Origin of the sequence: Microbacterium sp., from assembly GCF_047607225.1 — a bacterium.
GTDB lineage: Bacteria > Actinomycetota > Actinomycetes > Actinomycetales > Microbacteriaceae > Microbacterium.
The window spans coordinates 14,319-40,097 of the sequence record NZ_JASGDO010000001.1 but is presented as its reverse complement, the minus strand read 5'-3'; the positions used below and the strand labels follow the sequence as shown (position 1 = coordinate 40,097).

General features: G+C 70.7%; 27 protein-coding genes and 1 pseudogene. 18 read left to right on the top strand and 10 right to left on the bottom strand.

The window, feature by feature from the left end; translation table 11 throughout:
- Together QM591_RS00220 and QM591_RS00215 are read right to left on the bottom strand one after the other, a co-directional pair.
- Positions 1–371 (bottom strand): annotated as a pseudogene (locus QM591_RS00220) (ECF transporter S component); the annotation flags it as partial.
- A complete protein-coding gene (locus QM591_RS00215; protein ID WP_415128382.1) occupies positions 368–931 on the bottom strand; it encodes a hypothetical protein in 564 nt (187 codons plus the stop codon). The pseudogene QM591_RS00220 and the gene QM591_RS00215, both read right to left, overlap by 4 nt.
- A 64-nt stretch (positions 932–995) precedes the next feature.
- On the opposite strand from QM591_RS00215, the gene QM591_RS00210 reads away from it, so the two are divergent.
- From QM591_RS00210 to QM591_RS00200, 3 genes are all read left to right on the top strand, one after another.
- Complete coding sequence (locus QM591_RS00210; RefSeq protein WP_415128380.1) at positions 996–1,916, top strand: 1,4-dihydroxy-2-naphthoyl-CoA synthase; 921 nt, start codon at positions 996–998, stop codon at positions 1,914–1,916.
- Positions 1,917–1,984: 68 nt separating this feature from the next.
- On the top strand, positions 1,985–3,151 hold the full coding sequence (locus tag QM591_RS00205) for an AMP-binding protein (RefSeq protein WP_415128378.1): 1,167 nt from the start codon (positions 1,985–1,987) through the stop codon (positions 3,149–3,151).
- Positions 3,152–3,161: 10 nt separating this feature from the next.
- A complete protein-coding gene (locus QM591_RS00200) occupies positions 3,162–4,172 on the top strand; it encodes a 1,4-dihydroxy-2-naphthoate polyprenyltransferase (RefSeq protein ID WP_415128376.1) in 1,011 nt (336 codons plus the stop codon).
- Between the two features lie 37 nt (positions 4,173–4,209).
- On the opposite strand, the gene QM591_RS00195 is transcribed toward QM591_RS00200, so the two are convergent.
- On the bottom strand, positions 4,210–4,476 hold the full coding sequence (locus tag QM591_RS00195) for a DUF4229 domain-containing protein (RefSeq protein WP_415128374.1): 267 nt from the start codon (positions 4,474–4,476) through the stop codon (positions 4,210–4,212).
- 74 nt (positions 4,477–4,550) lie between these two features.
- Between QM591_RS00195 and QM591_RS00190 the strand changes: the two genes are divergently transcribed.
- From QM591_RS00190 to QM591_RS00180, 3 genes are read left to right on the top strand one after another with little or no spacing between them, the layout of a single operon-like run.
- Complete coding sequence (locus QM591_RS00190) at positions 4,551–4,949, top strand: PLD nuclease N-terminal domain-containing protein (protein WP_415128372.1); 399 nt, start codon at positions 4,551–4,553, stop codon at positions 4,947–4,949.
- Between the two features lies 1 nt (position 4,950).
- Positions 4,951–6,801 (top strand): thiamine pyrophosphate-binding protein, encoded by a 1,851-nt coding sequence (locus QM591_RS00185; protein WP_415128370.1) that lies wholly within the window; start codon positions 4,951–4,953, stop codon positions 6,799–6,801.
- A 53-nt stretch (positions 6,802–6,854) separates the two neighbouring features.
- Positions 6,855–7,718 carry a polyphosphate kinase 2 family protein gene (locus tag QM591_RS00180; protein ID WP_415128368.1) on the top strand — a complete coding sequence of 288 codons (864 nt, stop codon included), beginning with the start codon at positions 6,855–6,857 and terminating at the stop codon, positions 7,716–7,718.
- Between the two features lie 178 nt (positions 7,719–7,896).
- On the opposite strand, the gene QM591_RS00175 is transcribed toward QM591_RS00180, so the two are convergent.
- Positions 7,897–9,213: an isochorismate synthase gene (locus QM591_RS00175; protein ID WP_415128366.1), complete on the bottom strand. Its 1,317-nt coding sequence runs from the start codon at positions 9,211–9,213 to the stop codon at positions 7,897–7,899.
- A gap of 149 nt (positions 9,214–9,362) precedes the next feature.
- On the opposite strand from QM591_RS00175, the gene ubiE reads away from it, so the two are divergent.
- From ubiE to QM591_RS00160, 3 genes are all read left to right on the top strand, one after another.
- A complete protein-coding gene (gene ubiE / locus QM591_RS00170; protein ID WP_415128386.1) occupies positions 9,363–10,037 on the top strand; it encodes a bifunctional demethylmenaquinone methyltransferase/2-methoxy-6-polyprenyl-1,4-benzoquinol methylase UbiE in 675 nt (224 codons plus the stop codon).
- 9 nt (positions 10,038–10,046) lie between these two features.
- Positions 10,047–11,108: a polyprenyl synthetase family protein gene (locus tag QM591_RS00165; protein WP_415128364.1), complete on the top strand. Its 1,062-nt coding sequence runs from the start codon at positions 10,047–10,049 to the stop codon at positions 11,106–11,108.
- Positions 11,109–11,173: 65 nt separating this feature from the next.
- Entirely contained in the window at positions 11,174–12,547 is a 1,374-nt protein-coding gene (locus QM591_RS00160) for an FAD-dependent oxidoreductase (protein ID WP_415128362.1), read from the top strand.
- A 3-nt stretch (positions 12,548–12,550) separates the two neighbouring features.
- On the opposite strand, the gene QM591_RS00155 is transcribed toward QM591_RS00160, so the two are convergent.
- Together QM591_RS00155 and QM591_RS00150 are read right to left on the bottom strand one after the other, a co-directional pair.
- A complete protein-coding gene (locus tag QM591_RS00155) occupies positions 12,551–13,663 on the bottom strand; it encodes a hypothetical protein (protein ID WP_415128360.1) in 1,113 nt (370 codons plus the stop codon).
- Positions 13,660–13,974 carry a PadR family transcriptional regulator gene (locus QM591_RS00150; RefSeq protein ID WP_415128358.1) on the bottom strand — a complete coding sequence of 105 codons (315 nt, stop codon included), beginning with the start codon at positions 13,972–13,974 and terminating at the stop codon, positions 13,660–13,662. The genes QM591_RS00155 and QM591_RS00150 overlap by 4 nt, the downstream gene beginning before the upstream one ends.
- A 46-nt stretch (positions 13,975–14,020) precedes the next feature.
- On the opposite strand from QM591_RS00150, the gene QM591_RS00145 reads away from it, so the two are divergent.
- Both QM591_RS00145 and QM591_RS00140 read left to right on the top strand, forming a co-directional pair.
- Positions 14,021–14,992 (top strand): alpha/beta hydrolase, encoded by a 972-nt coding sequence (locus QM591_RS00145; RefSeq protein WP_415128356.1) that lies wholly within the window; start codon positions 14,021–14,023, stop codon positions 14,990–14,992.
- A complete protein-coding gene (locus QM591_RS00140; protein WP_415128354.1) occupies positions 14,982–15,341 on the top strand; it encodes a hypothetical protein in 360 nt (119 codons plus the stop codon). The genes QM591_RS00145 and QM591_RS00140 overlap by 11 nt, the downstream gene beginning before the upstream one ends.
- On the opposite strand, the gene QM591_RS00135 is transcribed toward QM591_RS00140, so the two are convergent.
- Both QM591_RS00135 and QM591_RS00130 read right to left on the bottom strand, forming a co-directional pair.
- Positions 15,331–17,136 carry an FG-GAP-like repeat-containing protein gene (locus QM591_RS00135; RefSeq protein WP_415128352.1) on the bottom strand — a complete coding sequence of 602 codons (1,806 nt, stop codon included), beginning with the start codon at positions 17,134–17,136 and terminating at the stop codon, positions 15,331–15,333. The genes QM591_RS00140 and QM591_RS00135 overlap by 11 nt on opposite strands.
- Positions 17,137–17,707: 571 nt before the next feature.
- Complete coding sequence (locus QM591_RS00130; protein WP_415128384.1) at positions 17,708–18,688, bottom strand: IS481 family transposase; 981 nt, start codon at positions 18,686–18,688, stop codon at positions 17,708–17,710.
- Between the two features lie 119 nt (positions 18,689–18,807).
- Between QM591_RS00130 and QM591_RS00125 the strand changes: the two genes are divergently transcribed.
- Together QM591_RS00125 and QM591_RS00120 are read left to right on the top strand one after the other, a co-directional pair.
- On the top strand, positions 18,808–19,437 hold the full coding sequence (locus QM591_RS00125; RefSeq protein ID WP_415128350.1) for a DUF1684 domain-containing protein: 630 nt from the start codon (positions 18,808–18,810) through the stop codon (positions 19,435–19,437).
- Positions 19,438–19,461: 24 nt separating this feature from the next.
- Positions 19,462–19,884 carry a DUF1003 domain-containing protein gene (locus QM591_RS00120; RefSeq protein ID WP_415128348.1) on the top strand — a complete coding sequence of 141 codons (423 nt, stop codon included), beginning with the start codon at positions 19,462–19,464 and terminating at the stop codon, positions 19,882–19,884.
- 4 nt (positions 19,885–19,888) lie between these two features.
- Here QM591_RS00120 and QM591_RS00115 read toward each other — a convergent pair whose 3' ends face one another.
- Positions 19,889–20,380: a YajQ family cyclic di-GMP-binding protein gene (locus QM591_RS00115; protein ID WP_415128346.1), complete on the bottom strand. Its 492-nt coding sequence runs from the start codon at positions 20,378–20,380 to the stop codon at positions 19,889–19,891.
- Between the two features lie 102 nt (positions 20,381–20,482).
- Here QM591_RS00115 and QM591_RS00110 point away from each other — a divergent pair, with 102 nt between their 5' ends.
- Both QM591_RS00110 and QM591_RS00105 read left to right on the top strand, forming a co-directional pair.
- Positions 20,483–21,079: a hypothetical protein gene (locus QM591_RS00110; protein ID WP_415128344.1), complete on the top strand. Its 597-nt coding sequence runs from the start codon at positions 20,483–20,485 to the stop codon at positions 21,077–21,079.
- A gap of 47 nt (positions 21,080–21,126) precedes the next feature.
- On the top strand, positions 21,127–21,975 hold the full coding sequence (locus QM591_RS00105; RefSeq protein WP_415128342.1) for a phosphotransferase: 849 nt from the start codon (positions 21,127–21,129) through the stop codon (positions 21,973–21,975).
- Positions 21,976–21,996: 21 nt separating this feature from the next.
- Here QM591_RS00105 and QM591_RS00100 read toward each other — a convergent pair whose 3' ends face one another.
- Positions 21,997–22,794: a MerR family transcriptional regulator gene (locus QM591_RS00100; protein WP_415128340.1), complete on the bottom strand. Its 798-nt coding sequence runs from the start codon at positions 22,792–22,794 to the stop codon at positions 21,997–21,999.
- 97 nt (positions 22,795–22,891) lie between these two features.
- Between QM591_RS00100 and QM591_RS00095 the strand changes: the two genes are divergently transcribed.
- The 3 genes from QM591_RS00095 to QM591_RS00085 all read left to right on the top strand — a co-directional run bounded on the left by QM591_RS00095 (position 22,892) and on the right by QM591_RS00085 (position 25,726).
- On the top strand, positions 22,892–23,167 hold the full coding sequence (locus tag QM591_RS00095; protein WP_415128338.1) for a hypothetical protein: 276 nt from the start codon (positions 22,892–22,894) through the stop codon (positions 23,165–23,167).
- A 138-nt stretch (positions 23,168–23,305) separates the two neighbouring features.
- Complete coding sequence (locus QM591_RS00090) at positions 23,306–24,427, top strand: LacI family DNA-binding transcriptional regulator (RefSeq protein WP_415128336.1); 1,122 nt, start codon at positions 23,306–23,308, stop codon at positions 24,425–24,427.
- 9 nt (positions 24,428–24,436) lie between these two features.
- On the top strand, positions 24,437–25,726 hold the full coding sequence (locus QM591_RS00085; protein ID WP_415128334.1) for a sugar ABC transporter substrate-binding protein: 1,290 nt from the start codon (positions 24,437–24,439) through the stop codon (positions 25,724–25,726).
- Positions 25,727–25,779: the final 53 nt, after the last annotated feature.

The window sequence follows — 25,779 nt, the reverse complement described above, 5'->3', positions numbered from 1 at the left end:
GCCGCGGCGAGCGCCGGCAGGGTCGCCCACGCCACCGCGAGAGCGCGAGCGAAGCCCTGCAGTGGTCCACGCTGCGCGCCGCGGGCGAGCAGGCGGGGCACGTCGACCAGCGCGTTGAGCACGCCGAACGCGAGGATCACTCCGGCGATCGGCAGCGCGGAGAGAGCGGCAGCAGCCAGCCCGCCGCTCGTGACCGGACCGAGGATCTCGACGTGGCCGAACGGCGGGGCGAGCCTCACGGCGGGCAGATCGAGGAGGACCGTCCCGTCTCCGTCGACGCCGTGGAAGAGGACGCGGTAGACGACCCGCACCACCACGAACCCGGCGGCGAGGAACGCCGCGGCACGCAGGGGAGCGGGTCGGAGGGTCACGTCGCGGGCGAGGCGGGGGCGCCGTCGAGGGTGAACAGCAGCGCGAGGCTCTCACCCGGACTCACGGTGAGTTCCGAGAGGCCCGTCGTGGCGTAGCCCCACTCGCCGCCCGCCGGCTGCACCCACAGCGACCAGTAGGCGAACGCGGCCGGCATGGTCGCGCACGACTCCGCATACGCCGGGTCCTCCGTGGAACCCACGGGAGCGTCGGCGGTCGGCAGTCCGTTCACGCGACAGATCACCTGGTCGCCGTACTCGTCGGTGCCCTCTGTCGTCACCCCGGCGTCGGAGACGATGTCGGTCGCCGCGGCGTCGCCGTCGGTCGGCACGCACCACTCCTCGCGCTGGCCGTCGGCGAGCGCAGAGGAGTCGACGATCAGCGTGACACCGGCGTCGTCCGCGCACGCTCCCTCGACGGGTCCGGCGTCGGCCGACGCGGTCGCTGCGGGGGTGGGGCCCACGCCGGAGGGCGCGGGTGACGACGGGGCGGCACACGCGGAGAGGGAGAGGGCGAGAACGCTCGCGGAGGCAAGGGCGAGGATGCGGGAGGAGAGGGTCACCGATCCAGGGTAGGGGGCGGTGTGCGGCCGGTGTCGCCGTGTGACGGCCGCGTAGGCTGGAGGAGTGGACGAGTCCGAGGTTTCCCGCGTTTCCGACCTGTTCGATCCGGCCGAGTGGGTGCTCGCGCCCGGTGCCGACGCCTACACCGACATCACGGCCCACGTCTCGCGCGACGGGCGGATGGCCCGCATCGCCTTCGACCGCCCGGAGGTGCGCAACGCCTTCCGGCCCCACACGGTCGACGAGCTGTACCGCGCTCTCGATCTTGCGCGGCAGGACCCCGCGATCGGCGTCGTCCTGCTCACCGGCAACGGCCCGAGCCCGAAGGACGGCGGCTGGGCCTTCTGCTCGGGCGGTGACCAGCGCATCCGTGGTCGTGACGGCTACAAGTACTCCGACTCCGACACGTCGGTCGCCGATCCGGCACGGGCGGGCCGGCTGCACATCCTCGAGGTGCAGCGCCTGATCCGCTTCATGCCGAAGGTCGTCATCGCCGTGGTCCCCGGATGGGCAGCCGGGGGCGGGCACTCGCTCCATGTCGTCTGCGACCTCACGATCGCCTCGTCCGAGCACGGGCGCTTCAAGCAGACCGATGCCGACGTGGGCTCGTTCGACGCCGGATACGGTTCGGCCTACATGGCGCGCCAGGTGGGCCAGAAGTTCGCGCGGGAGGTGTTCTTCCTCGCCGAGGAGTACTCCGCCCAGCGCGCGTACGAGGCAGGTGCCGTCAACCGGGTAGTGCCGCACGCCGACCTCGAGCGCGAGGCGATCGCGATGGCGCGGACGATCCTCGGGAAGTCCCCGACCGCCATCCGGATGCTGAAGTTCGCCTTCAACGCGGTCGATGACGGACTGGTGGGCCAGCAGGTGTTCGCGGGTGAGGCGACGCGACTCGCCTACGGCACCGATGAGGCCGTGGAAGGGCGCGATGCCTTCCTCGAGAAGCGCGACCCCGACTGGTCCGCCTTCCCGTACCACTACTGACCGGCGACCGCCGCCGCCGACGGGATCGCGCCACTTCCGCCGGGAGCACGTGAGGGAGCCTGCGCCGCATGAGGATCGAGTCCATCGACACCACGGACCCGCGCAACGTCGTGCGGGGGCTGAGGGGTGCCGTGCTCGGCGCCGGCCCGGCGATCGCGCTGGGGGCAGCGGCGGACCTGCGTGCGGACTCGGTCGTAGCGCCGGGGACGGCGGTGGTGCTCACGACGTCGGGATCGACGGGGGTTCCGAAGTCCGTCGTCCTCAGCCGGTCGGCGCTCACCTCCAGTGCCCTCGCCACGATCGATCACCTCGGCGCGGGGAGCTGGCTGCTTGCCCTCCCCGCGGGATATGTCGCGGGCGTGCAGGTGGTCGTGCGCTCCCTCCTCGCGGGACGGGAACCGGCGATCCTCGCGGGTTCGTTCACGCCGCAGACCTTCGCAGCGGCCGCGGGGTCGATGGCGGCGAGCGTCGGGGGTCAGCGGCTTGCGACCTTCACCTCTCTCGTGCCCGCGCAGCTGCAGACGCTCGTGGCGGCGGAGGAAGCCGGACAGGACACTCGGATCGGCTCGTTCGAGGCGATCCTCGTGGGCGGACAGGCGCTCTCCGCGGCGCTCGCCGAGCGGGCGGCCGCGGTCGGTGCCCGCATCGTCCGCACGTACGGATCGACCGAGACGAGCGGCGGCTGCGTCTACGACGGTCGTCCCCTGCGCGATGTGGCGGTGCGCGTGCGAGACGGCGAGGTGCAGCTGAGCGGGCCGATGCTCGCCGACGGCTACCTCGGGGACTCGGCATTGACCGATTCCGCCTTCATCCGCGACGCCGACGGCGTCCGGTGGTACCGCACGGGCGACGCCGGTGCGTTCGACGGTCTCCTGCGGATCACCGGGCGCCTCGACAACGTCATCGTCTCGGGCGGCATCAACGTGTCCCTCGACCGAGTGGAACAGGTGGTGCGCACCGTGCCCGGGCTCGACGCGGCGATCGTCGTGGCCGTGCCCGATCCGCGCTGGGGTGAGGCCTCGGCGATCGTCGTCGATCGCGGCGACCTCCGCACCCACGTGCTGGACGAGGCGCGGCAGGCCGTGGCCGCGGCCCTCGGTGCCCCGGCGCGTCCGCGCGACCTCGTCTTCGTCGACGCGATGCCCCTCCTGCCGTCCGGCAAGCCCGACCGTCGTGCCGCGCGAGCCCACGCCGTCGACCGCGGCGGTTCGACCGGCGACGGTGGCGCGGCCTAGGATTTCGGTCGTGGCAGCCAGCAGCTCGAGCAAGAAGTCCCGTCGCGCGAAGACCTCCTCCGCGAGGTCTTCCGGGCAGCCCGCCCGTCGATCGGGCAACCCGCAGAAGCCGCTCGTGTCGGGTGATCCTCGACAAGTGGAGCCGGCCACCCTGAGCGACTGGATCGGCGCCGCCCGGCTGCGCACGCTGCCCCTGGCCGTCGCCCCGGTCGTGATCGGCACCGGTGCCGCCCTCGTGGTCGAGCGTCGCCTCCATTGGGTGCTCGCCCTGGCGTGTCTCGTGATCGCGTTGGCGCTCCAGATCGGAGTCAACTTCGCGAACGACTACAGCGACGGCATCCGCGGCACCGACGACCACCGTGTCGGGCCGGTGCGGCTCACGGCATCGCGCAAGGTGGCCGCCAAGACGGTGCTCGTCGTGGCCCTCGTCTTCTTCGCGATCGCCGCGATCGTCGGCGTCGCGGTCGTCATCCGCACGCAGCACTGGTGGCTGCTGGCCGTCGGTGCGGTGTGCATCGCCGCGGCCTGGTTCTACACGGGGGGCAAGCGCCCCTACGGCTACTACGGGCTCGGCGAGGTCGTCGTCTTCGTCTTCTTCGGTCTCGTCGCCACCGTCGGCACGACCTTCGTGCAGATCGGTGTCGTGCCCGACGAGGCCTGGCTCGGTGGCGTCGCCGCCGGCTTCCTTGCCTGCGCCGTGCTGCTCGCCAACAACCTGCGCGACATCGAGCAGGATCGCCGCGCCGGAAAGCGCACGCTCACGGTGCTCATCGGCAAGCGCGCGACGCAAGTGCTCTTCACCGTTTTCCTGCTGATCCCGTTCGCGATCGCCGTCGTGCTGGCGACCGTCTACCCGATCGCGTGGCTGTCGCTCCTGGCTCTGCTTCCCGCGCTGGCGGCGATCCTCATCGTCTGGACCTATGGCCACCCGAGAGAGCTCGTCGTCGCGCTCGGAGTCACCTCTCTCACGTCGCTCGCCTATGCGGGCTTCCTGTTCTGGGCCTACGCGCCCAGCTTCTGAATCAGCCTGTTGTGGGCCTGCGCGCCCTGCTTCTGAATCAGGGAGCGTCGTCGAGGGCCGCGTCCTCCGCGTCCTCGTCGGTCGTCTCGCGCTGCCGGGAGCGGCGCGCAGCGAGGTCGGTGGTGAGGTCGTCGAGGGGTCGGCGCAGGAACAGCATCGACAGGCTCAGGCCGATGAGCGCGGCGAAGATCGCCGTCAACCAGTAGTACTCGCGCATCACCGGGATGAGCATCAGGATCCCGAAGGGGACGAGGAACGCCGCGAGTCGCAGCACCGTGAACACCAGAGCCGACCGCGCACGCATACTCCCAGCGTACTCGGGGGTGGCCGGGCTACCGGCCGGGACCGGGCAGCCGGCGACGCGCCTAGGATGGAGGGGTGGCGCGCGTCTATCTCGTCCTTGCGCTGTTGGCCGTCACGTTCTGGGTCTACAGCATCGTCGATTGCGCCCTCCAGCCGCCCACGCGGCACCGCGGCGTGAGCAAGCCGGTCTGGATCCTCATCGTCGTGTTCCTGCCTGTCGTCGGGGGTGTCTTGTGGTTCGCGATCGGTCGCAGCCGTGGGCGTCAGGGTGCCGCGATGTTCCGAGCGCCCGACGACGACCCCGAGTTCCTCGGCAGCATCGGCGTCATGACCGACCAGGAGGACCGCATCCGCCGCCTGGAGCAGGAGCTCGCGGCCCTCGACTCCGAGGGCGACGACACGACGGGCGGCCCGGCGGCCGAACCCGATGCCGACGCCGACGGCACACCCGGACCGCGCGGCACGCACAGCTGAGATGACCCCCGACGCGGCGCTGCGACGCGCTCCCGCGACCGACGCGGCGGCAGCCCTTCTCGGACGGCTCGTCGAGCGCGGCGTCGCGCATGTCGTCGTCAGTCCCGGGTCGCGCTCGCAGGCACTCGCCCTGGTGGCCGCCGAGCTCGAGGAGCGGGGCCTGGTGCGCCTCCACGTGCGGATCGACGAGCGCGTCGCGGGCTTCACCGCGCTCGGCATCGGGCGGGAGACGGCTCTGCCCGCCGTCGTGATCTGTACCTCGGGCACCGCGGCGGCGGAGTTCGCGCCCGCGGCTCTCGAGGCACACCATTCGGGTGTTCCCCTCATTCTCGTCACCGCTGACCGTCCCCCCGAGCTGCGTGGAGTGGGGGCGAACCAGACCACGCGTCAACCCGGCATGTACAGCCCGAACGCGCGGTGGGAAGCAGACCTCCCCGTGCCTGAAGCAGTGGATCCCGATGGTGAGGACGCCCAGACACGGGTCCTGCGCTCGGTCGCCGACGAGGCCTTCGCCGCCGCTGTCGGCGTGGGCGCGCGCCCGGCAGGCCCCGTGCACCTCAACGTTCCACTCCGGGAGCCGCTCTCGGGGGCGATCCCCCCGTGGTTCGATCCCGCAGCCACCGATCCCGCTCGCGCCGAGCCGCAGGACGTCGAGGGCGATCGGAGCCACAGGCCGGAAGACGTCTTCGAGGCCGCCGACGGCGCCTCGGAAGACGACACGGCCGCCATCGGCGGCGCCCTGTATCAGGGCGGCGGCGGTATCGGCGAGTCGGACCTTCCGGCGGGCGCAGACGAGGATCCGCTCGTCCTGGAACGCGGACCGCGGACGATCGTCGTCGCGGGCGCCGATGCCGGCGCCGGCGCGGAAGACCTCGCCCATCGGGGCGCGTGGCCCCTCGTCGCCGAGATCGTCAGCGGCGCCCGGTTCGGGCGTCACGTCGTCCACGGCTATCGGCAGCTCATCGCCGACCCCGAGCTGGGAGGCAGGGTGGAGCGCGCGGTCGTGTTCGGACACCCCACGCTCAGTCGCGAGGTCGTGGCGCTGCTGTCGCGCGACGACGTCGACGTGATCGCCGTGCGAGGGCCGGGGGAGCCGCTCAACCTCAACGGCGCCACCCGGGCCGCCGACGCCGTGACGGTCGCGACCGGTCCGTCCGATCGCGACTGGCTCGGCGCCTGGATGCGGGCCTCTCGTGCTCACGCAGTCGACCTCAGTCCCGCCGCTCCGGACGCCGATGGCCTTGCCTCGGCCGAGCCCCGCCGCCGGCTGGGGGCGATCTCCGCCGAGCTCGACGCGATGCGCGCCCCCGTCGACCGCGCGACGCTCGTCGACGCGGTCTGGCGTGCGAGCTGGCCGCACGACCGGCTCCTGTTCGCCTCCTCGCGCCTCGTGCGGGTGGCAGACCAGGTCTTGCCGGGAAAGAAGGTGCCCGTCCATTCCAACCGCGGCCTCGCGGGCATCGACGGCACGATCGCCACCGGAATCGGGATCGCCGTTGCGAGCCAGTCCGCGGGCGCACCCGGTGTCACTCGGGTGCTGATGGGTGACCTCGCCTTTCTCCATGACGTCGGCGCGCTCCTTCTCCCTGTCGGTGAGCGGGCGCCCCGCATCCAGGTGATCGTGGGCAACGACGGCGGCGGCACCATCTTCGACGGGCTGGAAGTGGCGGGCGTCGCCTCGGCCGCCGCGATGGACCGCGTGCTCTACACGCCGCAAGAGGTCGACCTCCGTGGGCTCGCTGCGGCCTACGGGTGGGAGTATGTCCGCGTCGAGACGCGGGCCGCGCTGGATCAGGCCCTCACCTCGGCCGTCTCCGGCTGCCAGGTGATCGAGGTCCTCCTCCCTCGCTGACTTGCCGTCGAGGATCCATGGTGTGGGGCCCGCGGCTCGGTCATGATGGGTCCATGACGGCGAAGAGTCAGCAGAACTGGTCCGACGACCCCGCGACGACGCTCCGGGTGGGAGAGGGGTTCCGTCTCGACGACGTCGACCCCGACGCCACCCCGGGATACGACGGAGACAAGCGCGACGCGGCGTCTGATCTCGAGGCCGGCGCCGCTCAGTTCGACGAGCTGCAGGAGCGTCTGTACGCGCAGAGCCGCTCCGACGACTCGGCTCCCGCGCTGCTCCTGGTCCTGCAGGCCATGGACTCCGCGGGCAAGGGCGGGATCGTCCGTCACGTCATCGGCGCCACCGACCCGCAAGGCGTCCACTTGAAGGCGTTCAAGAAGCCGACCGACGAGGAGCTCGCCCACGACTTCCTCTGGCGTATCGAGAAGGAGGTGCCCTCGGCGGGCTACATCGGCGTGTTCGACCGCTCGCATTACGAGGACGTCCTCATCGGGCGCGTGCGCGAACTGGCTCCGCCCGACGAGATCGAACGCCGCTACGGGGCCATCAACGACTTCGAGGCCCGGCTGACGCAAGCCGGCGTGCGGATCGTGAAGGTGATGCTGCACATCTCGGCCGACGAGCAGAAGGCGCGGCTCGGCGAACGACTGGAGCGGCCCGACAAGCACTGGAAGTACAACCCCGGAGACGTCGACGAGCGCGTGCTCTGGCCGGCGTACATGGAGGCCTACCAGATCGCGCTGGAACGCACCTCGACCGAAGCGGCGCCGTGGTACGTCGTTCCCGCGAACGCCAAGTGGTACGCGCGGCTGGCGGTCCAGGCGCTCCTCCTCGACGCGCTCGAGGGGATCGACCCGCAGTGGCCCGCCGCGACGTTCGACGTCGAGGCCGAGAAGGCCCGCCTCGCCGCCACCTGACACCCGTTCCGCCGTGCCCCTCCTCCGCGTCCTATGCCGCGTCCCTCGCCCGCGTCCTCTGCCAAGAGCACATGCTGTCATCCAGCGCATACCGAAAATGCGTGAGTAAGGGGTGTGCTCGGTGGGAGCATGTGCTCTCGGCGGAGCGGGGGAGGGATCGAGCGAGGCGAGCGGGCGATCAGGCGAGGGCGTCGACGATGGGGCGGAACTTGACGCGGGTCTCGAGCATCTCGGACTCGGGGTCGCTGCCGGCGACGATGCCCGCGCCGGCATGCGCCGTGAAGGGGATGCCGCCGGCCGCATCGACCGTTGCTGTCTCGCGCTCGAACTGGGCGCACCGCAACGCGATCGCCCACTCTCCGTTGCCGTTCGCGTCGGTCCAGCCGACCGGACCGGCGTAACGTCCGCGGTCGAACGGCTCCAACCCGCGGATGACCTCCAGCGCGCGAGCGGTCGGGGTTCCCGCTACCGCGGCCGTCGGGTGGACCGCGTCGATGAGGTCGAGAGCGGACGCTCCTGCGCTCAGACGCCCCTCCACGTCGGTCGCGAGGTGCCACACGTTGGGGAGCTTGAGCATGAACGGCTGCTCCTGCGCGACGAGCGCCGTCGTGTGGGGGCGCAAGGCCGACAGTACGCTCTGGACGGCGTAATGGTGCTCGTCGAGGTCTTTCGTGCTCGTGGACAGTGCTACAGCGGCCAGCGTGTCGGCGTCGGGATCGGCTCCGCGGGCGGCGGTGCCGGCGAGCACGCGGGCCGTGACGTCGCCGCCCGAGACGGTGAGTAGGGTCTCGGGGCTTGCCCCGATGAGACCGTCGACGGCGAAGGTCCACGTGTCCGGGTAGGACGAGGCCAGCGCGCGGACGAGCCGGCGCAGGTCGGAACCGGGAGGCACCGTCCCGGCGAGGTCGCGCGCGAGCACCACCTTGCTGACGGTCCCCGCCGCGATCTCCTCCAGCCCGGCGGCGACGATCGACTGGTAGTCCTCGGGGGTGAGGGTTCCCGGCCCCACGCGCGCCGACCAGTGCGGTCCATAACCGGTGCGTGCGGGAAGGTCCGTCGCTCCGGCGTCCGCAGCCGGTTCCGGGTCCGCGTCGTCGGCCGAGGAGACTCGCGTCAGCCAGGTCCGGCCGGCACGGCGACCGATGATCGTCTCCGGCACCACCAGGAGGGCACCTCGACTCGACTCGGCGTCGAAGGGCAGGGTCGCGAAGGCGACGAGGCCCGTGCCGGGCAGGGACAGGGGATCGTCGATCTCCGCACGGGACGCGACGTCGCTCCACGCGCGTGCCACGTGGCGCGGCTGGACCCCAGGCGATCCGACGTACACGAACGCCGATCCGACACCGATGAGCACATCGCCGCGGCGCGACCACACCAGCGGACTGCGGGGGTCGGCGTACTCGAGGAGATCGGCGTCCGCATCCAGGCCGGAACCGGCGGGGATCTCGCGGGTCACCGCGCGCAGCCGGGGGAGGCGGGAGGGGACGGCGCTCACCGTTCCAGCCTATCCGCGCGCCACCGGTCCCGGACGCGGGGCGAGGCCTGCAGCGCAGCCTCAGAACGTAGGATCGTGGGGTGACAGACGAGCGCCCCGCAGACCTCCACCGAGCCGATCTCGAGAAGGACCCCGCGCGCGTCAGCGGCATGTTCGACGAGGTCGCCCCCGCCTACGACCGCAGCAACACGATCCTGAGCCTCGGCAACGATCGGCTCTGGCGCGTGGCGACGACGCGGGCGATCGCTCCGCGCGCGGGACAGCGCATCCTCGACCTCGCCGCGGGCACGGGTGCCAGCGCCGTCGCGCTCGCGCGCAGCGGTGCCGATGTGGTCGCGGCCGACTTCTCGCCGGGCATGCTCGCCGAGGGTCGCCGGCGCTACGGCCACCTCCCCAACCTCTCCTTCGTCGAGGCCGACGCCATGGCGCTTCCCTTCGACGACGACAGCTTCGACACGGTCACGATCTCGTTCGGCCTCCGCAACGTCCACCAGCCGCGGGTCGCCCTCGCCGAGATGCTGCGGGTCACCGCGCCGGGTGGCCGACTGGTCGTCTGCGAGTTCTCCCACCCGCGCTCCGCGGCCTTCGCGGGCCTGTACCGCTTCTACAACGACCGGGTGCTGCCCACTGTGGCCCGAGTGGTGAGCAGCAATGCCGAGGCGTACGACTACCTCAACGAGTCGATCCGTGACTGGCCCGATCAGGCGGAGCTGTCGGCGTGGATCCGCGAAGCCGGATGGGGCCGCGTCGCCCACCGTGATCTGTCGTTCGGCATCGTTGCGCTGCACCGGGCGACCAAGCCGCTCGGCGGCGAGCCCCGGTAGGCTAGACGGGTGACCCCGCGCCCCTCGACGCCCGGCTCGCAGCTGACGAGCCACCTCGGCCTGACCGAGCGCATCTTCGTCGGCGGCAAGATGCGGCGGCTCGCGGCGACGGTGGAGGAAGGTCTCACCCGCGTCGAGCAGCGGCTGGCGGAGGAACTCCACGTCGGCGACGCGCTGGCCGACGTGACGAGCCGCTACCTCTACGAGGCGGGGGGCAAGAGGCTTCGCCCCATGCTGTCGATCCTCACGGCACAGCTAGGAGACGGGGCGACCGACGAGGTGATCGCCGGCGCGACCGCCCTCGAGATGACCCACCTGGGCTCGCTCTACCACGACGACGTCATGGACGGTGCCGACGTGCGCCGCGGCGTGCCGAGTGCCCACGCGGTGTGGGGCAACAACGTCGCGATCCTCACCGGTGACCTGTTGTTCTCCCGCGCCAGCCAGCTCATGGCCCAGATCGGCGAGCGCGCCATCCGCATGCAGGCCGACACCTTCGAGCGTCTCGTCCTCGGGCAGATGCACGAGACGGTGGGAGCGCAGGCCGGCGATGATCCGGTGGAGTTCTATCTGCAGGTCCTCGCCGACAAGACCGGTTCGCTGATCGCGGCCGCGGGCCAAGTGGGCATCCTCTTCTCGGGGGCTCCGACGGCGTACGAGCAGGCGGTGCTCGACTTCGGCGAGCGCGTCGGCATCGCCTTCCAGCTCCTCGACGACGTGATCGACCTGTCGGCCGATCCCGACGAGACCGGAAAGGTCCCGGGCACTGATCTGCGTGCCGGGGTGCCGACGATGCCGTACCTGCTCCTCGGGCGCGCCGCCGATCCGGGCTCTGCGGCGCTGAAGTCGTCGATCGACGACGGTGTCGCCCGCATCGCCGACGGGGCCGACCCGGCCATCCTCGACGACGAGCTCGCGCGCCTGCGGGAGCATCCGGCCACGGAGGCGACCCGACGCCTGGCGGCGGAGTGGTCCGGCGACGCGGTGGCGGCGCTGGCTCCGCTTCCCGACGGAACCGTGCGAGAGGCGCTCACGAGGTTCGCGCACGTCGTCGTCGATCGGTCCCGCTGAACTCTCACCCGCGGACGGCCGGGGAACGGCCGTCGCCCATCCGGGACGTCCCGAAAGGAACAGGAATGACCAAGCTCAGGCTGGCCATCGTCGGAGCCGGTCCGGCAGGCATCTACGCCGCCGACATCCTCTTGAAGGCCGAGCGCAAGTTCGATGTATCGATCGATCTCTTCGACCAGCTGCCTGCACCGTACGGGCTCGTGCGATACGGCGTCGCGCCGGATCACCCCCGCATCAAGGGCATCATCACGGCGCTGCGCGACGTGCTCGACCGCGGCGACATCCGGATCTTCGGCAATGTCCGGTTCGGCGAGGATCTCGTGCTCGAGGATCTCCAGCGGCACTATCACGCCGTGATCTTCGCGACGGGCGCGATCCGCGATGCGGCGCTCGAGATCCCGGGCATCGACGCGGAGGGCTCGTTCGGGGCCGCCGACTTCGTGAGCTGGTACGACGGTCATCCGGACTTTCCGAGGGAGTGGCCCCTGGACGCCTCGTCGGTCGCTGTGCTGGGGAACGGGAACGTCGCGCTCGACGTGGCCCGCGTGCTCGCGAAGCACGCCGAAGACCTCCTCGTCACCGAGATCCCGGCGAACGTTCAGGCGGGGCTCGAGGCCTCCCGGGTCACCGATGTGCACGTGTTCGGCCGGCGCGGCCCCGCGCAGGTGAAGTTCACGCCGCTCGAGTTGCGGGAACTCGGTGAGCTCCGCGACGTCGACATGGTCGTCTACGACGAGGACTTCGACTACGACGACGCGAGCCGCGCCGCGATAGCCAGCAACAAGCAGGTGATGGTGATCGATCGCGTGCTCCAGTCGTGGCGCACCCGCCCGAGCGCGAACAACGCGGGCGGCGAGGCGAGCCGCCGGCTCCACCTCCACTTCTACGCGAAGCCCATCGAGATCCGGAAGGACGAGGCGGGTCGCGTGGCGGCGATCGTCTACGAGCGCACTCGTCCGGACGGACAGGGTGGCGTGGTCGGGACGGGCGAGCTGCGCGAGATCGCAGTCCAGCAGGTCTATCGCGCGGTCGGGTACTTCGGCTCGCCGCTTCCCGGTGTCCCGTTCGACAAGCGACACGGCGTGATCCCCAATCACGAGGGGCAGGTGCTCCAGAAGGACTCCAACGAGCGCGTGCCGGGGGTGTACGCGACCGGGTGGATCAAGCGCGGGCCCGTGGGCCTGATCGGTCACACCAAGTCGGACGCGATGGAGACGATCCGTCACCTCATCAACGACCAGGGCTCCTGGTGGACTCCGGATGACCCGTCGGACGAGGCGATCCCGGCCCTGCTCGCCGAGCGCGGGGTGCGCTGGACGGATCTGGACGGCTGGCACCGACTCGACGAGCACGAGCAGGCCTTGGGGGCCGCGCAGGAGCGCGTGCGGATCAAGGTCGTCGAGCGCGACGAGATGGTACGCGTCTCCCGAGGCGAGTGACCCTCAGGGGAGCGCCGGTGCGGGAGCCGGACTCGGCTGTGCGTTCGTTCGCGCCGTCGGGGCGGCGAGACCCAGGAGCAGGGCGGTGACGAAGGCGACCTGCCCGACGATCCCCAACAGGGGTCCGGTCCAGGCGGCGTCGCCGCCCGAGGTGGCGAACGTGTCGGCGAGCGCCATGCCGATCCCGAACGCGGCGAACCACTGGGTGAACACGATGCCGCCCACGAGCAGACAGCCGAGCACGATCAGTCGCCGCAGCGGCACGGTTCCGGTTGCGCGGGGGAGGAACGCGACGACCGCGAACACGACGATGGCGCCGATGCACAGCGCCGCCCACACGCCGACCCCGATGCCGAAATCCGGCATGAGCTGACGCTGCGCGATCATCTCGGCGTAGATCTGCTCCAGCGGCAGGCCCGGAACGCGGGCGGAGGGGTTCCACACGGTGGTGTGGATGATCGCGACCGTCAGGACGAGCAGGGCGAGTCCCGCGAACGCGAGACCGCTGACCGCGCGGATCTTTCGGGTGCCGGCGCGACCTCTGCCGGCGGCGACCGCGAACGCGAGGAGCACGCCGACGAGGGGGACGGCCAGGAGCGCCAGCCCGCGCTGTGCGATCGCCGCCGCCACGACAGCGCCGAATCCGAGGACGACGGCGGCGAAGAGGAGCGCGCCGCGCGCGGTCCGACCCGCCAGAGCGGAGACCGCGCTGAGGCTCAGGACGAGGGCCAACGCCCCGAACGCCACTCCGAGGAGACCGAGCCCTGCTCCCAGCACCGCGAACACCGCCCCGCCCGGCAGCCCCTCCGCCCACAGCGAGCTCTGCCCGCCGGTGAACGACCACCCGGCGGCGAGGACGGCGGCCGACCCGCCCGTCGCGACGGCTCGGCGGGCGTTGCGGGCAGCGAGCGCCGTGCGTGGCATCCCGGTGTGAGCAGGGTCGCCGCGGTCGATCGTGAGGGCGGTGACTGCGGCGCCGCGGACGATCGCCCCGCGCGCCATCCCGAGCTCCGCCGCGCCGTCGAGGTCGGCCGTCCACTCTTCGCGGTAGCGGTCGCGCGCGTGGCGGGGGAGGGTCGCCGCGAAGATGCGGACGAGGCGCTCGGCCGCGTTCACGCGATGACCCCTCGCGGTCGTGCCGGCAACGCCGCGCCCCGCCGGGCTCGGGCGATCGCCGCCCCTGCGGCCGTGCGGGCTTCGCCGCTCAGCACATAGAGGCGCCGGCGGGCACCCCGTCGCTCCGACGGCTCCTCCCACTCCGACGTGATCCATCCGAGGCGCTCCAGTCGCTCGAGGATCGGATACACCGATCCGGCCGGGCGACCGGTGAGTCCCACGACGTGGAGCCCCCAGACGGGGTCTTCGGCCTGCAGGAGGACGTCGAGCACGTCGGCGGTGGCCGCGGTGACGCGGGTGAGCGGGTCCATGGCGTAATCCTACATATATAGAGATAGCGGTGGCTAGGCTGACTCCATGACCACCGACTGGGTTCCGGACGTCCTCGGCGCCCCGTTCGAGCAGCGCACTCTGCCGCTCGGCAGCGACGCCGGGGGGCCGGTCGTCGCGACGGTCGTGCGGAGACTCCCCGGCGTCCTACCGCGGCTGTTCGCGCCGCTCCGCGACGCCGACGTGCTCTACGTCCATGGATGGTCGGACTACTTCTTCCAGACCGAGGTGGCACGATTCTGGAACGAGCTCGGCGCGCGCTTCTTCGCCCTCGACCTCCGCCGATACGGGCGCAGCCTGCGCGAGGGGCAAATCCCCGGGTACACGAGTTCGCTCTCCGAGTACGACGCCGATATCGCCGCCGCGATCGAGGCGATGGGGCCGCGTCGGGGGCGCCGGCTCGTGCTCGTCGGGCATTCGACCGGAGGACTCATCCTCACCCTGTGGGCGGCCCGGAACCCGGGGGCGGCCGCGGCCATCGTCCTCAACAGCCCCTGGCTGGAGCTGCAGATCGGGTCGCTGGGCCGTCAGGCCCTCGCGCCTCTCGTCCGAGCAGCCGCGTGGGTCGACCCGCTCGGGCGGCATCCCGAGGTCGACCTCGGCTTCTACACGCGGGCGCAGCGCGAGGTCGGCTCGCTACCCGAAGGGCCTGAGGACTGGCGCCCGGCCCGCGGCTTCCCGACGCACCCGGGATGGCTCGCCGCGATCCTCGCCGGCCACGCGACCGTCGCCGCGGGCGTCGACGTCGGGTGCCCGGCTCTCGTCCTGCTCTCGAGCGCGTGGACGGCGCCCCTGCAATGGTCGCCCGCGATGACCTCGTCCGACTCCGTGCTCGATGTCGACGACATCGCCCGCGCGGCCACGCGTATCGGGCGGCTCGTGACGGTGGCGCGGATTCCCGATGCACTCCACGACGTGTTCCTCTCCGCACCCGAACCGCGCGCCCGCGCGTTCGACGACCTTCGACACTGGCTCATAGGAGGCGCTCTTGCGCGATGACGAACCGATCGCCGACGCCGAGGTCAGCGAGCTCGAACAGGCGGCGGCGTGGTTGGAGCGCCTCACCCGCGACCCTCTGGCCGACGCGGTGCCGGCGCGGCTCACCATCGTGCGCGCCAGCGATCCCGCACCCCGCGGGCGATATCAGGAGTGCGAGCTGGAGCTCGAGGTGACGCTGCCGGGGCGACCGGCGGTGCGGGTCACCCACGCAGCCGTCTTTCCCCGCTCCCTCTGGCCGCGGGCCGGTGACGCGGTGCCGGCGCGCGTGTCGGTGTCACGCCCGGAGGTGTTCGAGGCGCAGTGGGAGCGTCTTCGCGACCAGCGGGACCCGGACGGGATCACCCGCTGACGGCACGCGGGTGCGTCGCCACTCGCCACGACCCCGACGGGGCGCCCCATCCGAAGTCTTGTGACCAGTGCGTCGCCGCACCGAACCGGGAGCCGTCGCTCAGCGCGACGTGCACGCCGTCCCGGGCGAAGCCGACGATGTCTGCGCGCCCGTCCCCATCGACGTCGACGACCGAGCGCGGCATCCATCCCGCCGTCCATTCGCGGGAGCCGAAGTCCGCCGTCCACCGCGAACTGCCGCCGAAAGAGGTACTGCGGTTGAGTGCGACGAAGGTGCCCGTGGCGCTGAACCCGACGATGTCGGGGCGGCCGTCGCCGTTGACGTCGGCGAGTGTCCTGCCGTCGCGGCCACCGCGCCAGGAACCGGCGGAGGAGTCATAACCGAAGGACCCCGACCACCGCTTCGCCGTCGCGAACGACGAGCCCGTGTTCCGCGATACGTAGACGCCGGCGCTGCCGAACCCAACGATGTCGGGACGGCCATCGCCGTCGACATCGGTGACCATGCGGGGGTGGGAGGCGACGGTCCAGCCGCGCTCGTTGCCGAAGCTCGACACCCACAGCTGCGGCTTCGCGAATCCCGACCCGGTGTTACGGGACACGTACACGCCCTTGTTGGCAAAGCCGACGAGGTCTGCCTTCCCGTCGCCGGTGACATCGACGACGAACCGGGGGTTCCGGGACGAGAGCCATCCGCCGACGGATGACGCCGAGCCCATCACTCGTCCCCACAGGGCAGGCGCCGTGAACGAGGTTCCGGTGTTGCGGGACACGTACACCCCCGCCTCGCCGAAGCCGACGATGTCGGGCAGTCCGTCCCCGGTCACGTCGGCGAGCACGCGCTCGTGACGACCGACCTTCCACCCCTTGGCGGCTCCGTATCCCGCCACCCATTGGCGCGCGGAGCTGAACGAGCTCCCCGCGCTCGTGGAGACGTAGACGCCGCCGTTCGCGAAGCCGACGACGTCGGCGCGCCCGTCGCCATTGACGTCGACCACCATGCGCGGGTTGGTGGATCGCTCCCACCCCTTCGCTGTGCCGAACGTCGCGACGGCACGGCGCTGGGCGCTGAATCCGTCGCCGGTGTTCCGCGCCGTGTAGACCCCTCCGGGGCCGAACCCGACGAGATCGGGGCGCCCGTCGCGATCGATGTCGGTGTTCCATTCGGTCGCCTGGGAGTAGTCGTCGATCCCGTCGGCGCCTGCATCGGGAAGCGACGAGGAGACGTTCACGGGACCGACGCGGTCATCCGCGCGGAGGCAGCACGTGACGTGCCGCGAGGTGAGCACCGTGTTCCCGGCGAGGTTCCGCCAGACTCCGTTGTACGCGCCGCTGGAGTCGTGGAGCGTGTAGTTGTCGAACTGAATGCCGTTGAGCGAGATGTAGTGGCGCTTGCCGCTGGGCACATCGGTCGCGAGGTTCAGGATCGACAGGTGCACGTGAGCGCTGTTGCCCGGCGTCCCTCCGCAGGGGAGGGTCTGACCGGCGTTGCCGAGGTAGGTTCCCGCCTGCACCCAGTCGCCGATCAGCGACGACTGGGCGTTGGTGAGGTGGTAGTACTCGCTCATCCAGCCGCCACCGTGGTCGACGCCGAGGAACCAGCCCTTGCTGCAGGTCACGCGGTAGACGCGGCCCGCCGCGACGGCCCGCACCTTCTTGTCGGCCGAACTGAGAGGGGCGAAGTCGACGGCTCCGCGGTGGATCCCGTCGCTGTCGGCGTGAGAACCGCTCGCGCCCCAGCGCTGATTCGGGGCGAACGGGAAACGGAAGACCGGCTGCGGACCGTACTTCGTCACCAGACGAGCCGACGGTCCGCCCGGCAGCTCCCGCGTCAGGGGGAGAGTCGGGCCGTCGTGGCCGAGATCGTCGACGGGAACCGAGGGTGTCGGCGACGGCTCTTCGGAGGGCGAGGGATCCGGTTCCGGCGAAGCGGGCGTCTCGGAGACGGTCGGCGTGGGCGAGGAAGGACTGTCGGCCGTCGGCTCTGGGGTCGGTGACGCGGCCTCACTCGGTGTCGGCGCGGGAGGTGCCGGCGACGCCGATTCGTCCGACTCGGGAGACGAGGTCAGGCTCGCAGACGGTGAGGAGGGGGGAGGAGTCGCCGCGAGCGATCCTTCCGCGGAGACCAGCGTGACGGCGAGAAGCCCCGCGACGCACCAACTGATGGACTTCACTCGCCTCTTGTGCATCCGCCTTCTCCGGAATCTCCCCGAACGGGATCTCCCCAGGTCACCCACCCTAGGCGCGGGAACGGCGCAGCGCAGGGGCTTGACCCGTGTGGTGCCGAGACGCTAGCGATGGTCGGCGAACGGCTGAGCCCGGTTGAGAGCGGTCGACCCGGCGGCGACGCCCGCTAGCTGTACCCGGTCATGAGGTTGGTGTCGCGCGGGTGATGGGGGGTTGGCCGCCGCAGGCGGTGTGGGGTCGAGCGTAGTTGTAGTGCTCGAGCCAGGGCGAGAGGGCGTTGAGTCGGGCTTGGTTCGAGGTGAACGGCTGCCGGTAGGCCCAGCCCTCTTGGAGGGTGCGGTTGAAGCGTTCCGCTTTGCCGTTCTGCCAGGGCGAGTAGGCGCGGGTAAGCACGTGGCGCGCCCCGAGCGCAGCGAGAACGTTCTGGAAGTCTCGGGAGAGCCGGTAGTTCATCGCGTTGTCGGTCATGACCTCGCGGATGCGGATGCCGTGGGTGGCGAAGAACGCGGCGGCGTCGGCGAGGAAGCCGGCGCAGGTCGCGCCCTTCTCGTCGGGCAGCACCCGCGCGAACGCGAGCCGGGAGTGGTCGTCGACGGCGACGTGGACGTAGTCGAACCCGATCCGCTGTTTGCGTTTGTCGGCGGTGCGGTGGTGATTCAGCGTCGCCGGGCCTTCCATGCGCCATCCGCCGGTGTCGGGGATGCGGCCGAGCTTCTTCACGTCGATATGGATCAGATCGCCCGGCGCTGCACGCTCGTATCGGTGCTGGGTGCGGCGGGACGCGCGGATGCGGATGCCGGTGACCGGGTCCAGCTCGTGCAACGCGGGCAGTCCGGCCCGGGCGATCAGCCGCGACGCGGTCGCCGGGCTGATCCCGAACCGCCGGGCCAGCTCGTCACGGCCCAGCCGCTCCGCCTGCCGTGCGGCCAGCAGCGCCGCCGTGACCTGCGGATCCGTCGCAGTCGGCATCGAGCGCGGACGGGAGCTGCGATCACGCAGCCCCGCCAGACCCTGCAACCGAAACCGCGACACCCAGCGATGCGCGCAGGTCCGCGAGACCCCGAGCTCCTTCGCGACATGCGATACGGGACGGCCCGAGAGCACCCGACGGACAAGGATCAGACGACCGGCCTCAGCCAATCGCGCGTTACGGTGAACCAAGAGGAGGCCTCCCTTCGAGAGCGACTTAGACACCACTCAGAATGGAGGCCTTCTCCCTATCGGACGATCACCAACGTGCTGACCCGGTACAGCTAGCCTCGCAGGATGGCGGGAGACGCGTGAACGACGACACAGCACGCATTGCGGCCCAGGTGGTGGACTGGCGTCGCCGCGTCTTCGCTCTCTACGCGGCGGTGCGTGCGACGGATGATCCGGAACGGGCGCACGAGACATGGCGGCGGGGGCGAGACGACCTGTTCGCGCAGCATCCCGCGAGTCCGCTGCTGCCTGCCGATCGGCTGTCGTTTCGCGGCCTGACGGTCGCGCCCTACGACGCGGCCTGGCGTTTCGAGCTGCCCCTGCTGCCTTCGGAGCCCGAGCGATTCGAGTTCGCGACGGGGACCGACGGTGTCGTCGCGTTCGAGCGCGTCGCACATGTCGAGGTGCCCGATGCCGGTCGCCTCGACGTGTGGAGGCTCACCAGCTACGGCGGGGGACTGTTCATCCCGATGCGCGACGCGCTCGCCGGCAGACCCGGCGGCACCTACGGCGGCGGTCGCTACGTGATCGACACCGTCAAGGGCGCCGACCTCGGATCGGATGCCGACGGCGGCACGATCGTGCTGGATCTCAACTTCGCGTACAACCCCTCCTGCGCATACGACCCGGCCTGGGCATGCCCCCTCGCGCCGCCGGGCAACGTCCTCGACGCGCCGGTTCCCGTCGGAGAACTCGCCCCCGGAGCGTGAACGCGCGGTGCCTAGGATGGGGCCGTGAACCGACCATTGACCAACTGGCACACACACGCCAAGGAGAGCCTCACACCCGGCCAACGTGCGGCGGACCGCCTCCGCAACTGGATGGGTTCGTGGGCGTTCATCGGCGGATTCGTCGGAGTGATGATCGCGTGGGCGGTCATCAACACAACATCCCTCAGGTGGGATCCGTACCCCTACATCCTGCTCAACCTGTTCCTCAGCATGCTCGCCGGACTACAGGGCGCGATCCTCCTCATCGCCGCCAAGCGTCAGGATGCGATCGCCGCGGCACTCGCCCAGCACGACTTCGAGACCAACCGCGCGGCCAAGATCGAGATCGAAGAGCTCATGGCCGTCAATCGGCGACAGCTCGAGTACATCCAGCTCCTCTGCGTCCAGCACGGCATCAGGCCCGAGCAGGATGCGGGAACGCCGTGACGGTTCAGCGGTAGTTGACGAACTGCAGATCCACGTCGAGGTCGGCGGCCTTCAGCATGCGCTGGACCTCCTGAAGGTCGTCGCGCGACTTGGACTGCACGCGCAGCTCGTCGCCCTGGATCTGCGCCTTGACCGACTTGGGGCCCTCGTCGCGGATGAGCTTGCTGATCTTCTTGGCGTCTTCGGAGGAGATGCCCTCCTTCAGCGTGGAGGTGATGCGGTACTCCTTGCCGCTGGCCACCGGGTCGCCCGAGTCCAGCGACTTCAGCGAGATGCCTCGCTTGATCAGCTTGGACTGGAACACGTCGAGCACCGCCTTGGCGCGCTCCTCGCTGTTGGCCTTGATGAGGATCGCCTCGCCGCTCCACTCGATCGAGGCGTCGGTGCCCTTGAAGTCGTACCGCTGCTCGACCTCCTTGCGGGCCTGGTTGAGCGCGTTGTCCGCCTCCTGGCGGTCGATCTTGGAAACGATGTCGAACGAAGAGTCGCTAGCCATGCATCCACCGTACTGCGCCCGCCCGGAGCGCGCGGGACGGCCTCGGGTAGTCTGCCCGGAACGGGCCGGTCTGCCCGCTGCGAGCACCGAGGAGGACGGTCCGTGAGAATGTCGCACCTCGTTCCCTCCCCGCCGCGCCCCGAGGGGATGCCCGGACGGAGGTCCGGAGTCCGCCGCTCGTGGGCGCTGGCCGGCCTCGCCGTGGGCGCCGCGCTTCTCGCCGGCTGCGCAGGCTCGAGCACGCCGTCGTCCGTCCCCTCGCTGTCGCCGTCGCCGTGCATCGTCGCGGAGAACCCGCATGCGGAACCGCCGGAAGGGTGCGACACCTACGACCCCGAGGCGAACATGGCCCTCAACGAGTCCTACCGCGACCGTTACCCCGTCGACGACGACGTCGTCGCGGCGGGCGAGCCCTATGCCGAGGCGGTGAAGGCGGGGCTCGCTGATCTCCAGGACTCCTCCTCTCTCACGGCCGAGGCTGTTCGGGAGGTGCTCGCCGGTGCCGGGTTGACTCCGGAGGGCATCCAGACGCTCGGTGACGCCGGATCCGTCGCGTTCGGCGCGATCCTTCCGGCCGAGGTGACCTCGTCGTCGATGGCGGTGTGCCTCTTCGGAGAGGTCGCCACCGACCGACTCACGGTCGAGGTCGGCGGCCTGGTCCAGGACGGCGGCTGCCTCGCCGGGCCCGGAGGTCACTGAGCCGACGGCGTCGACGCCGTCCCGGGGCTGATTTGTAGTGTCGAAGAGTGGACACCGACTTCGCTTCCCCGCCCGAAGACGTGATCGACGAGCTGGTGGCTACAGCAATGTCGGCGGCGGGAGAACGTGTCGGACGCACGGGCTGGCGGCGGGTGACCCACGGCTCCGCGCATCTGGTCGTGCTGGCGGGCACCGTGGCGGTGCGCGTCACCCGCACCCCGGCCGCGGCGGTCGAGACCGTTCGCACGCAGCGACTGATCGACCTGCTGCCGCCCCTTCCCTTCGCGGTGCCCCGGTCGCTCGCCAAGCCAGTAGAGGCCGACGGCCTTATCGCTGTCGCGCAGCAGCGACTCGACGGCGAGCCGCACCCGAGCGGCCGTGGCGACGGCTCCTCGCTGAGGTCATTGCGGGATGCGCTGCGGGGCGTGGATCTCGCCCCGCTCCGCGACAACCTGGCCCACCCCCACGCTTTTTTCGGCGGCCGGGAGGGCTTCCGGGTGCTGGTTCGGGACGCGATTGCGCTCCTTGACATCAATGTCCGCGACCGCGCACTCCGGGCCGCCGAGGAGATGATGGCCATCGAGCCGGGGATCCAGGTGCTGACCCACGGTGACCTCGCCGGCTCCAATGTGCTGTGGGCGGCAGGTTCGGTCTCCGGTGTGATCGATGGGGACCTTGCTGCTGCCGCCGACGAGGCGAAGGACGTCGCGGCACTCGCGACCTGGCATGGGTGGGAGACGCTGTCGCCGGTCGTGCCGTCGGCCGTGCTCCGCCGGGCGCGGACGATCGCCGCGACCTATCCTCTGCAGCTCGTGGCCTTCGCTCTTCAGCATGGCCGCACCGGGATCGAGCTGGAGCGTGCCGTCGAGCGCGCCACTCAGGCCTACAGTCGGTGAGCGCCGCGCGAGCCCGCCTCGTCAGGTAGCGGGTTGGATGGGAACCGCGATCTCCATCACCGTGCCCGGCGCGCCGCTTCCGAACGTGGGGAGGTAGATCTCGCGGTTGGGGCCCCGTCGCCGCGCGCCGACGTCGCGGGAGAGGTGATCGTGCACAGCGACCACGAGCGGCTGGTCGTCCGCCTGATCCTGTGCCAGGCCCACGATGACCTCGGTGTGCGCCTCGTCGAGCGCGATGTGCATGCCGGGCGGGGGTGGGATCAGGCCATCGAAGGGGACGTTGAGGGTGAGCGTCGCCGCCGACACCTCCGTGGCGCGGGTGCGGATCTCGAGAAAGGGTGGCGCCGCGAGCGGCACCTCGGCGGCGGTCAGCGCAGCGAAGGCGTGCTGCGTGAGGGCGGCGATCGTCGAGCCCATCTCGGACAGCGTGGCATCGCCGTCCACGCGCAGGACGACTCGGTCGGGTACGTGCCGCCGGTCCACACTCAGGCCGGCGGGAAGCGCGGAGATGCCGGAGAGCACGGAGCGGGCGTACTCGCCTGCGGCGTCGATGCCCGCGGCATGGGTTCTCCGGCTCTCCCAGACGGCGTCGAACGCGCGGAGAGGAGCGGGCGCGTCGATCACCTCGCCGACGTCGGCCAGCGAGAGATCGAGGGAACGCAGAAGCGCGATCGTACGGACCCGCTCGGCCTGGACGTCGTCGAAGAGTCGGCGCCCCGATGCGTCGCGCTGCGCCGTGAGGAGGCCACGATCTGCATAGAGCCGAACGGCCTTCTCGGAGATCGCGGCATGCGCGGCGAGCTGTCCGGTGGTGAGCATGCTCTCACCGTAGAAGCTGCCCCAGGGGAAGGTGCAAACCGTGGGCTCGCCCCGGTGGGCGGAGTGCGTCATACTGCGGGAGACCCCGGAGGTGTCCATGACCGACCGCACGTCCACATCCGATTCCGTCAACGAGGATCTGTCCTCACCGGAGCCGGTACGCACCGTGAGGAATCCCTATCTCCTCGTGATCATGGCGGTGTGGATCACCGCGGCCGCACTGGGTCTCATGCTTCTCGCGGGCTCCATGAGCAACGACGTGGCGGATCCGACCACGTTGTCCGCCGTCGGCACCCGCCTCCTCATCGCCGCCGCAGCCGTCGCGCTCCTCCACCTCGCCGTCAACGCGGTGCGGTGGCGCGCACCGCAGTAGACCTCGCGCGCGCCCTGCGAGGCGCTCGCCGTCAATCGCTGCGCGATGAGGCGCGATGTTGACGGAGGCGCGTGATCTGCCCTACCATCTCGGTACAGCGATAAAACGTTTTATCAGCACAAGGATGTGAGGTGGAGCATGGGACGGGCGAGGATCTTCGACGTCGCCGCCGCTGCGGGCGTCTCCGTCACCACCGTGTCGCTGGTCCTGAACAACGCCGAATCCCGCATCTCCGAAGAGACCCGGCAGCGCGTGCGCGACGCGGCAGAGGCCGTCGGCTACTCGGCGAGCGCCGTCGCGCGCGGCTTGCGAACGCAGCGCACCCGCATCGTGGGGCTCATCTCCGATCAGATCGCCACCACGCCGTTCGCCGGACGGATGCTCGCCGGCGCGCAAGACGCGGCCCGCGAGAGCGGCCACATGGTCATGCTCGTCGACACCGGTGGCGAGACGAGCATCGAGACCGAGGCCGTGCGAGCGATGACCGCTCAGCAGGTCGACGGACTGCTCTATGCGGCCATGTGGCACCGCGGAGCGACGCCGCCCGCAGGTCTGCCGAAGGGCACGGTGTTCCTCGACTGCTACCCGATCGGCGGCGGGTTCCCGAGCGTCGTTCCGGATGACTGGGCGGGGGGACAGGCGGCGGTTCGTGAACTGCTCGCCGCCGGCCACCGCCGGATCGCCTACCTCGACACGAGCGACCGAGAGCCGATCGCTTCTCGGCTCCGCCATGACGGCTACCTCCACGCGCTGGGTGAGGCGGGGATCGAGCCCGACCCGGCCCTGCACGTGCACGGCGAGACGTCGGCGCAGGGTGGGCGCGCAGCCGCCGATGAGCTCCTCGACCTGCCGGAGGATCGCCGTCCCACGGCGATCTTCTGCTTCAACGACCGCATGGCGATCGGCGTCTACACCGCCGCTCACCACCGCGGCCTCGAGATTCCGCGCGACCTCTCGGTCGTCGGCTACGACGACCAGCAGCTGGTCGCCGCGGAACTGGATCCTCCCCTCACCACCATCGCTCTTCCCCATTACGAGATGGGTCGTTGGGCGATGGAGGTCGCGCTCGGCGTCCGCGCGGAGGGGGATGAGGACGCCTCGCACCGCATGGAGTGTCCCGTCATCAGACGGAGCTCCGTGGGCCCGCCGCCGGCGCATGTCGGCAAACAGAACCGGCGACGGGCTTCACATGTAACCGAAGGGCCGCGCGGAGCGGCCCCCGATCGGGTGACCGACGTGGGCGTCGGCCACCAGGAATAGGAAACCACAATGATGCGCAGAACGGTGCCGGTCTTCGTGGCCGCGGGGCTGGCGACAGCCCTCGCTCTCACGGGGTGTGGCCAGGCGGGCCAAGGTGGGACGACCACCAAGGACGGCCGCACGCAGCTGACGATGTGGACGCACTCGGCGGGCAACGCGGCCGAGCTCGCGGTCTACGAGAAGATCATCGACGACTTCAACTCCTCGCAGGACACCTATGAGGTCGTGCACGAGTCGTTCCCGCAGGGTGCGTACAACGACGCGATCGTCGCGGCCGCGGCCTCGGGCGACCTGCCGTGCCTCCTCGACCTCGACGGGCCGATCATGCCCAACTGGGCATGGGCGGAGTACCTCCAGCCGCTGGGGATCTCGACCGACATCACCGACAAGCTCCTGCCGACGGCGGTCGGCAAGTGGAACGGGGAGATCTACTCCGCCGGCTACTGGGACGCGGCACTGTCGATCTTCGCGCGCAAGTCGGTGCTCGAGGCCAACGACATCCGCATTCCCACCACCGAGCAGCCGTGGACCAAGGACGAGTTCGACTCCGCGCTGGACACCCTCAAGAAGGCCGGCTACGACACCCCGATCGACATCGGCGCCGAGGACACCGGCGAGTGGTGGCCCTACGCCTACTCCCCGTTCCTGCAGAGCTTCGGCGGCGACCTCATCAACCGAGACACGATGCTCACCGCCGACGGTGCGCTCAACGGTGACGACGCCGTGGCGTGGGGAACCTGGTTCCAGAGCTTGTTCGATAAGGGCTATGCGAGCAACGCCGGCACGATCGGCAACCAGGAGTTCGTCGACGACAAGGTGGCCCTCAGCTATACCGGCGTCTGGAACGCGCTCGCCTCGGTCGAGGCAATCGGCGACGACCTGCTGATCCTGCCCCCGCCGGACCTCGGCAACGGCCCGAAGATCGGTGGCGGCTCGTGGCAGTGGGCCATCTCCTCGAGCTGCAACGACGCCGACGGTGCGCGCGAGTACCTCGAGTTCAGCTTCAACGACACCTACATCACCGAGTTCGCCGACAACCAGATCGTCATCCCGGCCACCGAGGCGGCGGCACAGGCGTCGAAGTACTTCGGTGACGAGGGCGTCCTCCGTCCGTTCGTCGAGTTCTCGCAGAAGTACGCGGTGCTTCGCCCCGAGACTCCCGCCTACGCGGTGATCTCGACGACGTTCGAGACCGCGGCGAAGAACATCATGAGCGGTGCCGACGTCAAGGGCACGCTCGACCAGGCCGTCAAGGACATCGACGCGAACATCGCGTCGAACGACGGGTACGGCTTCTAACCGATCCCGATCGCACGGGGTGCCGACGCGTCGGCGCCGGTGCCCCGTGCGCC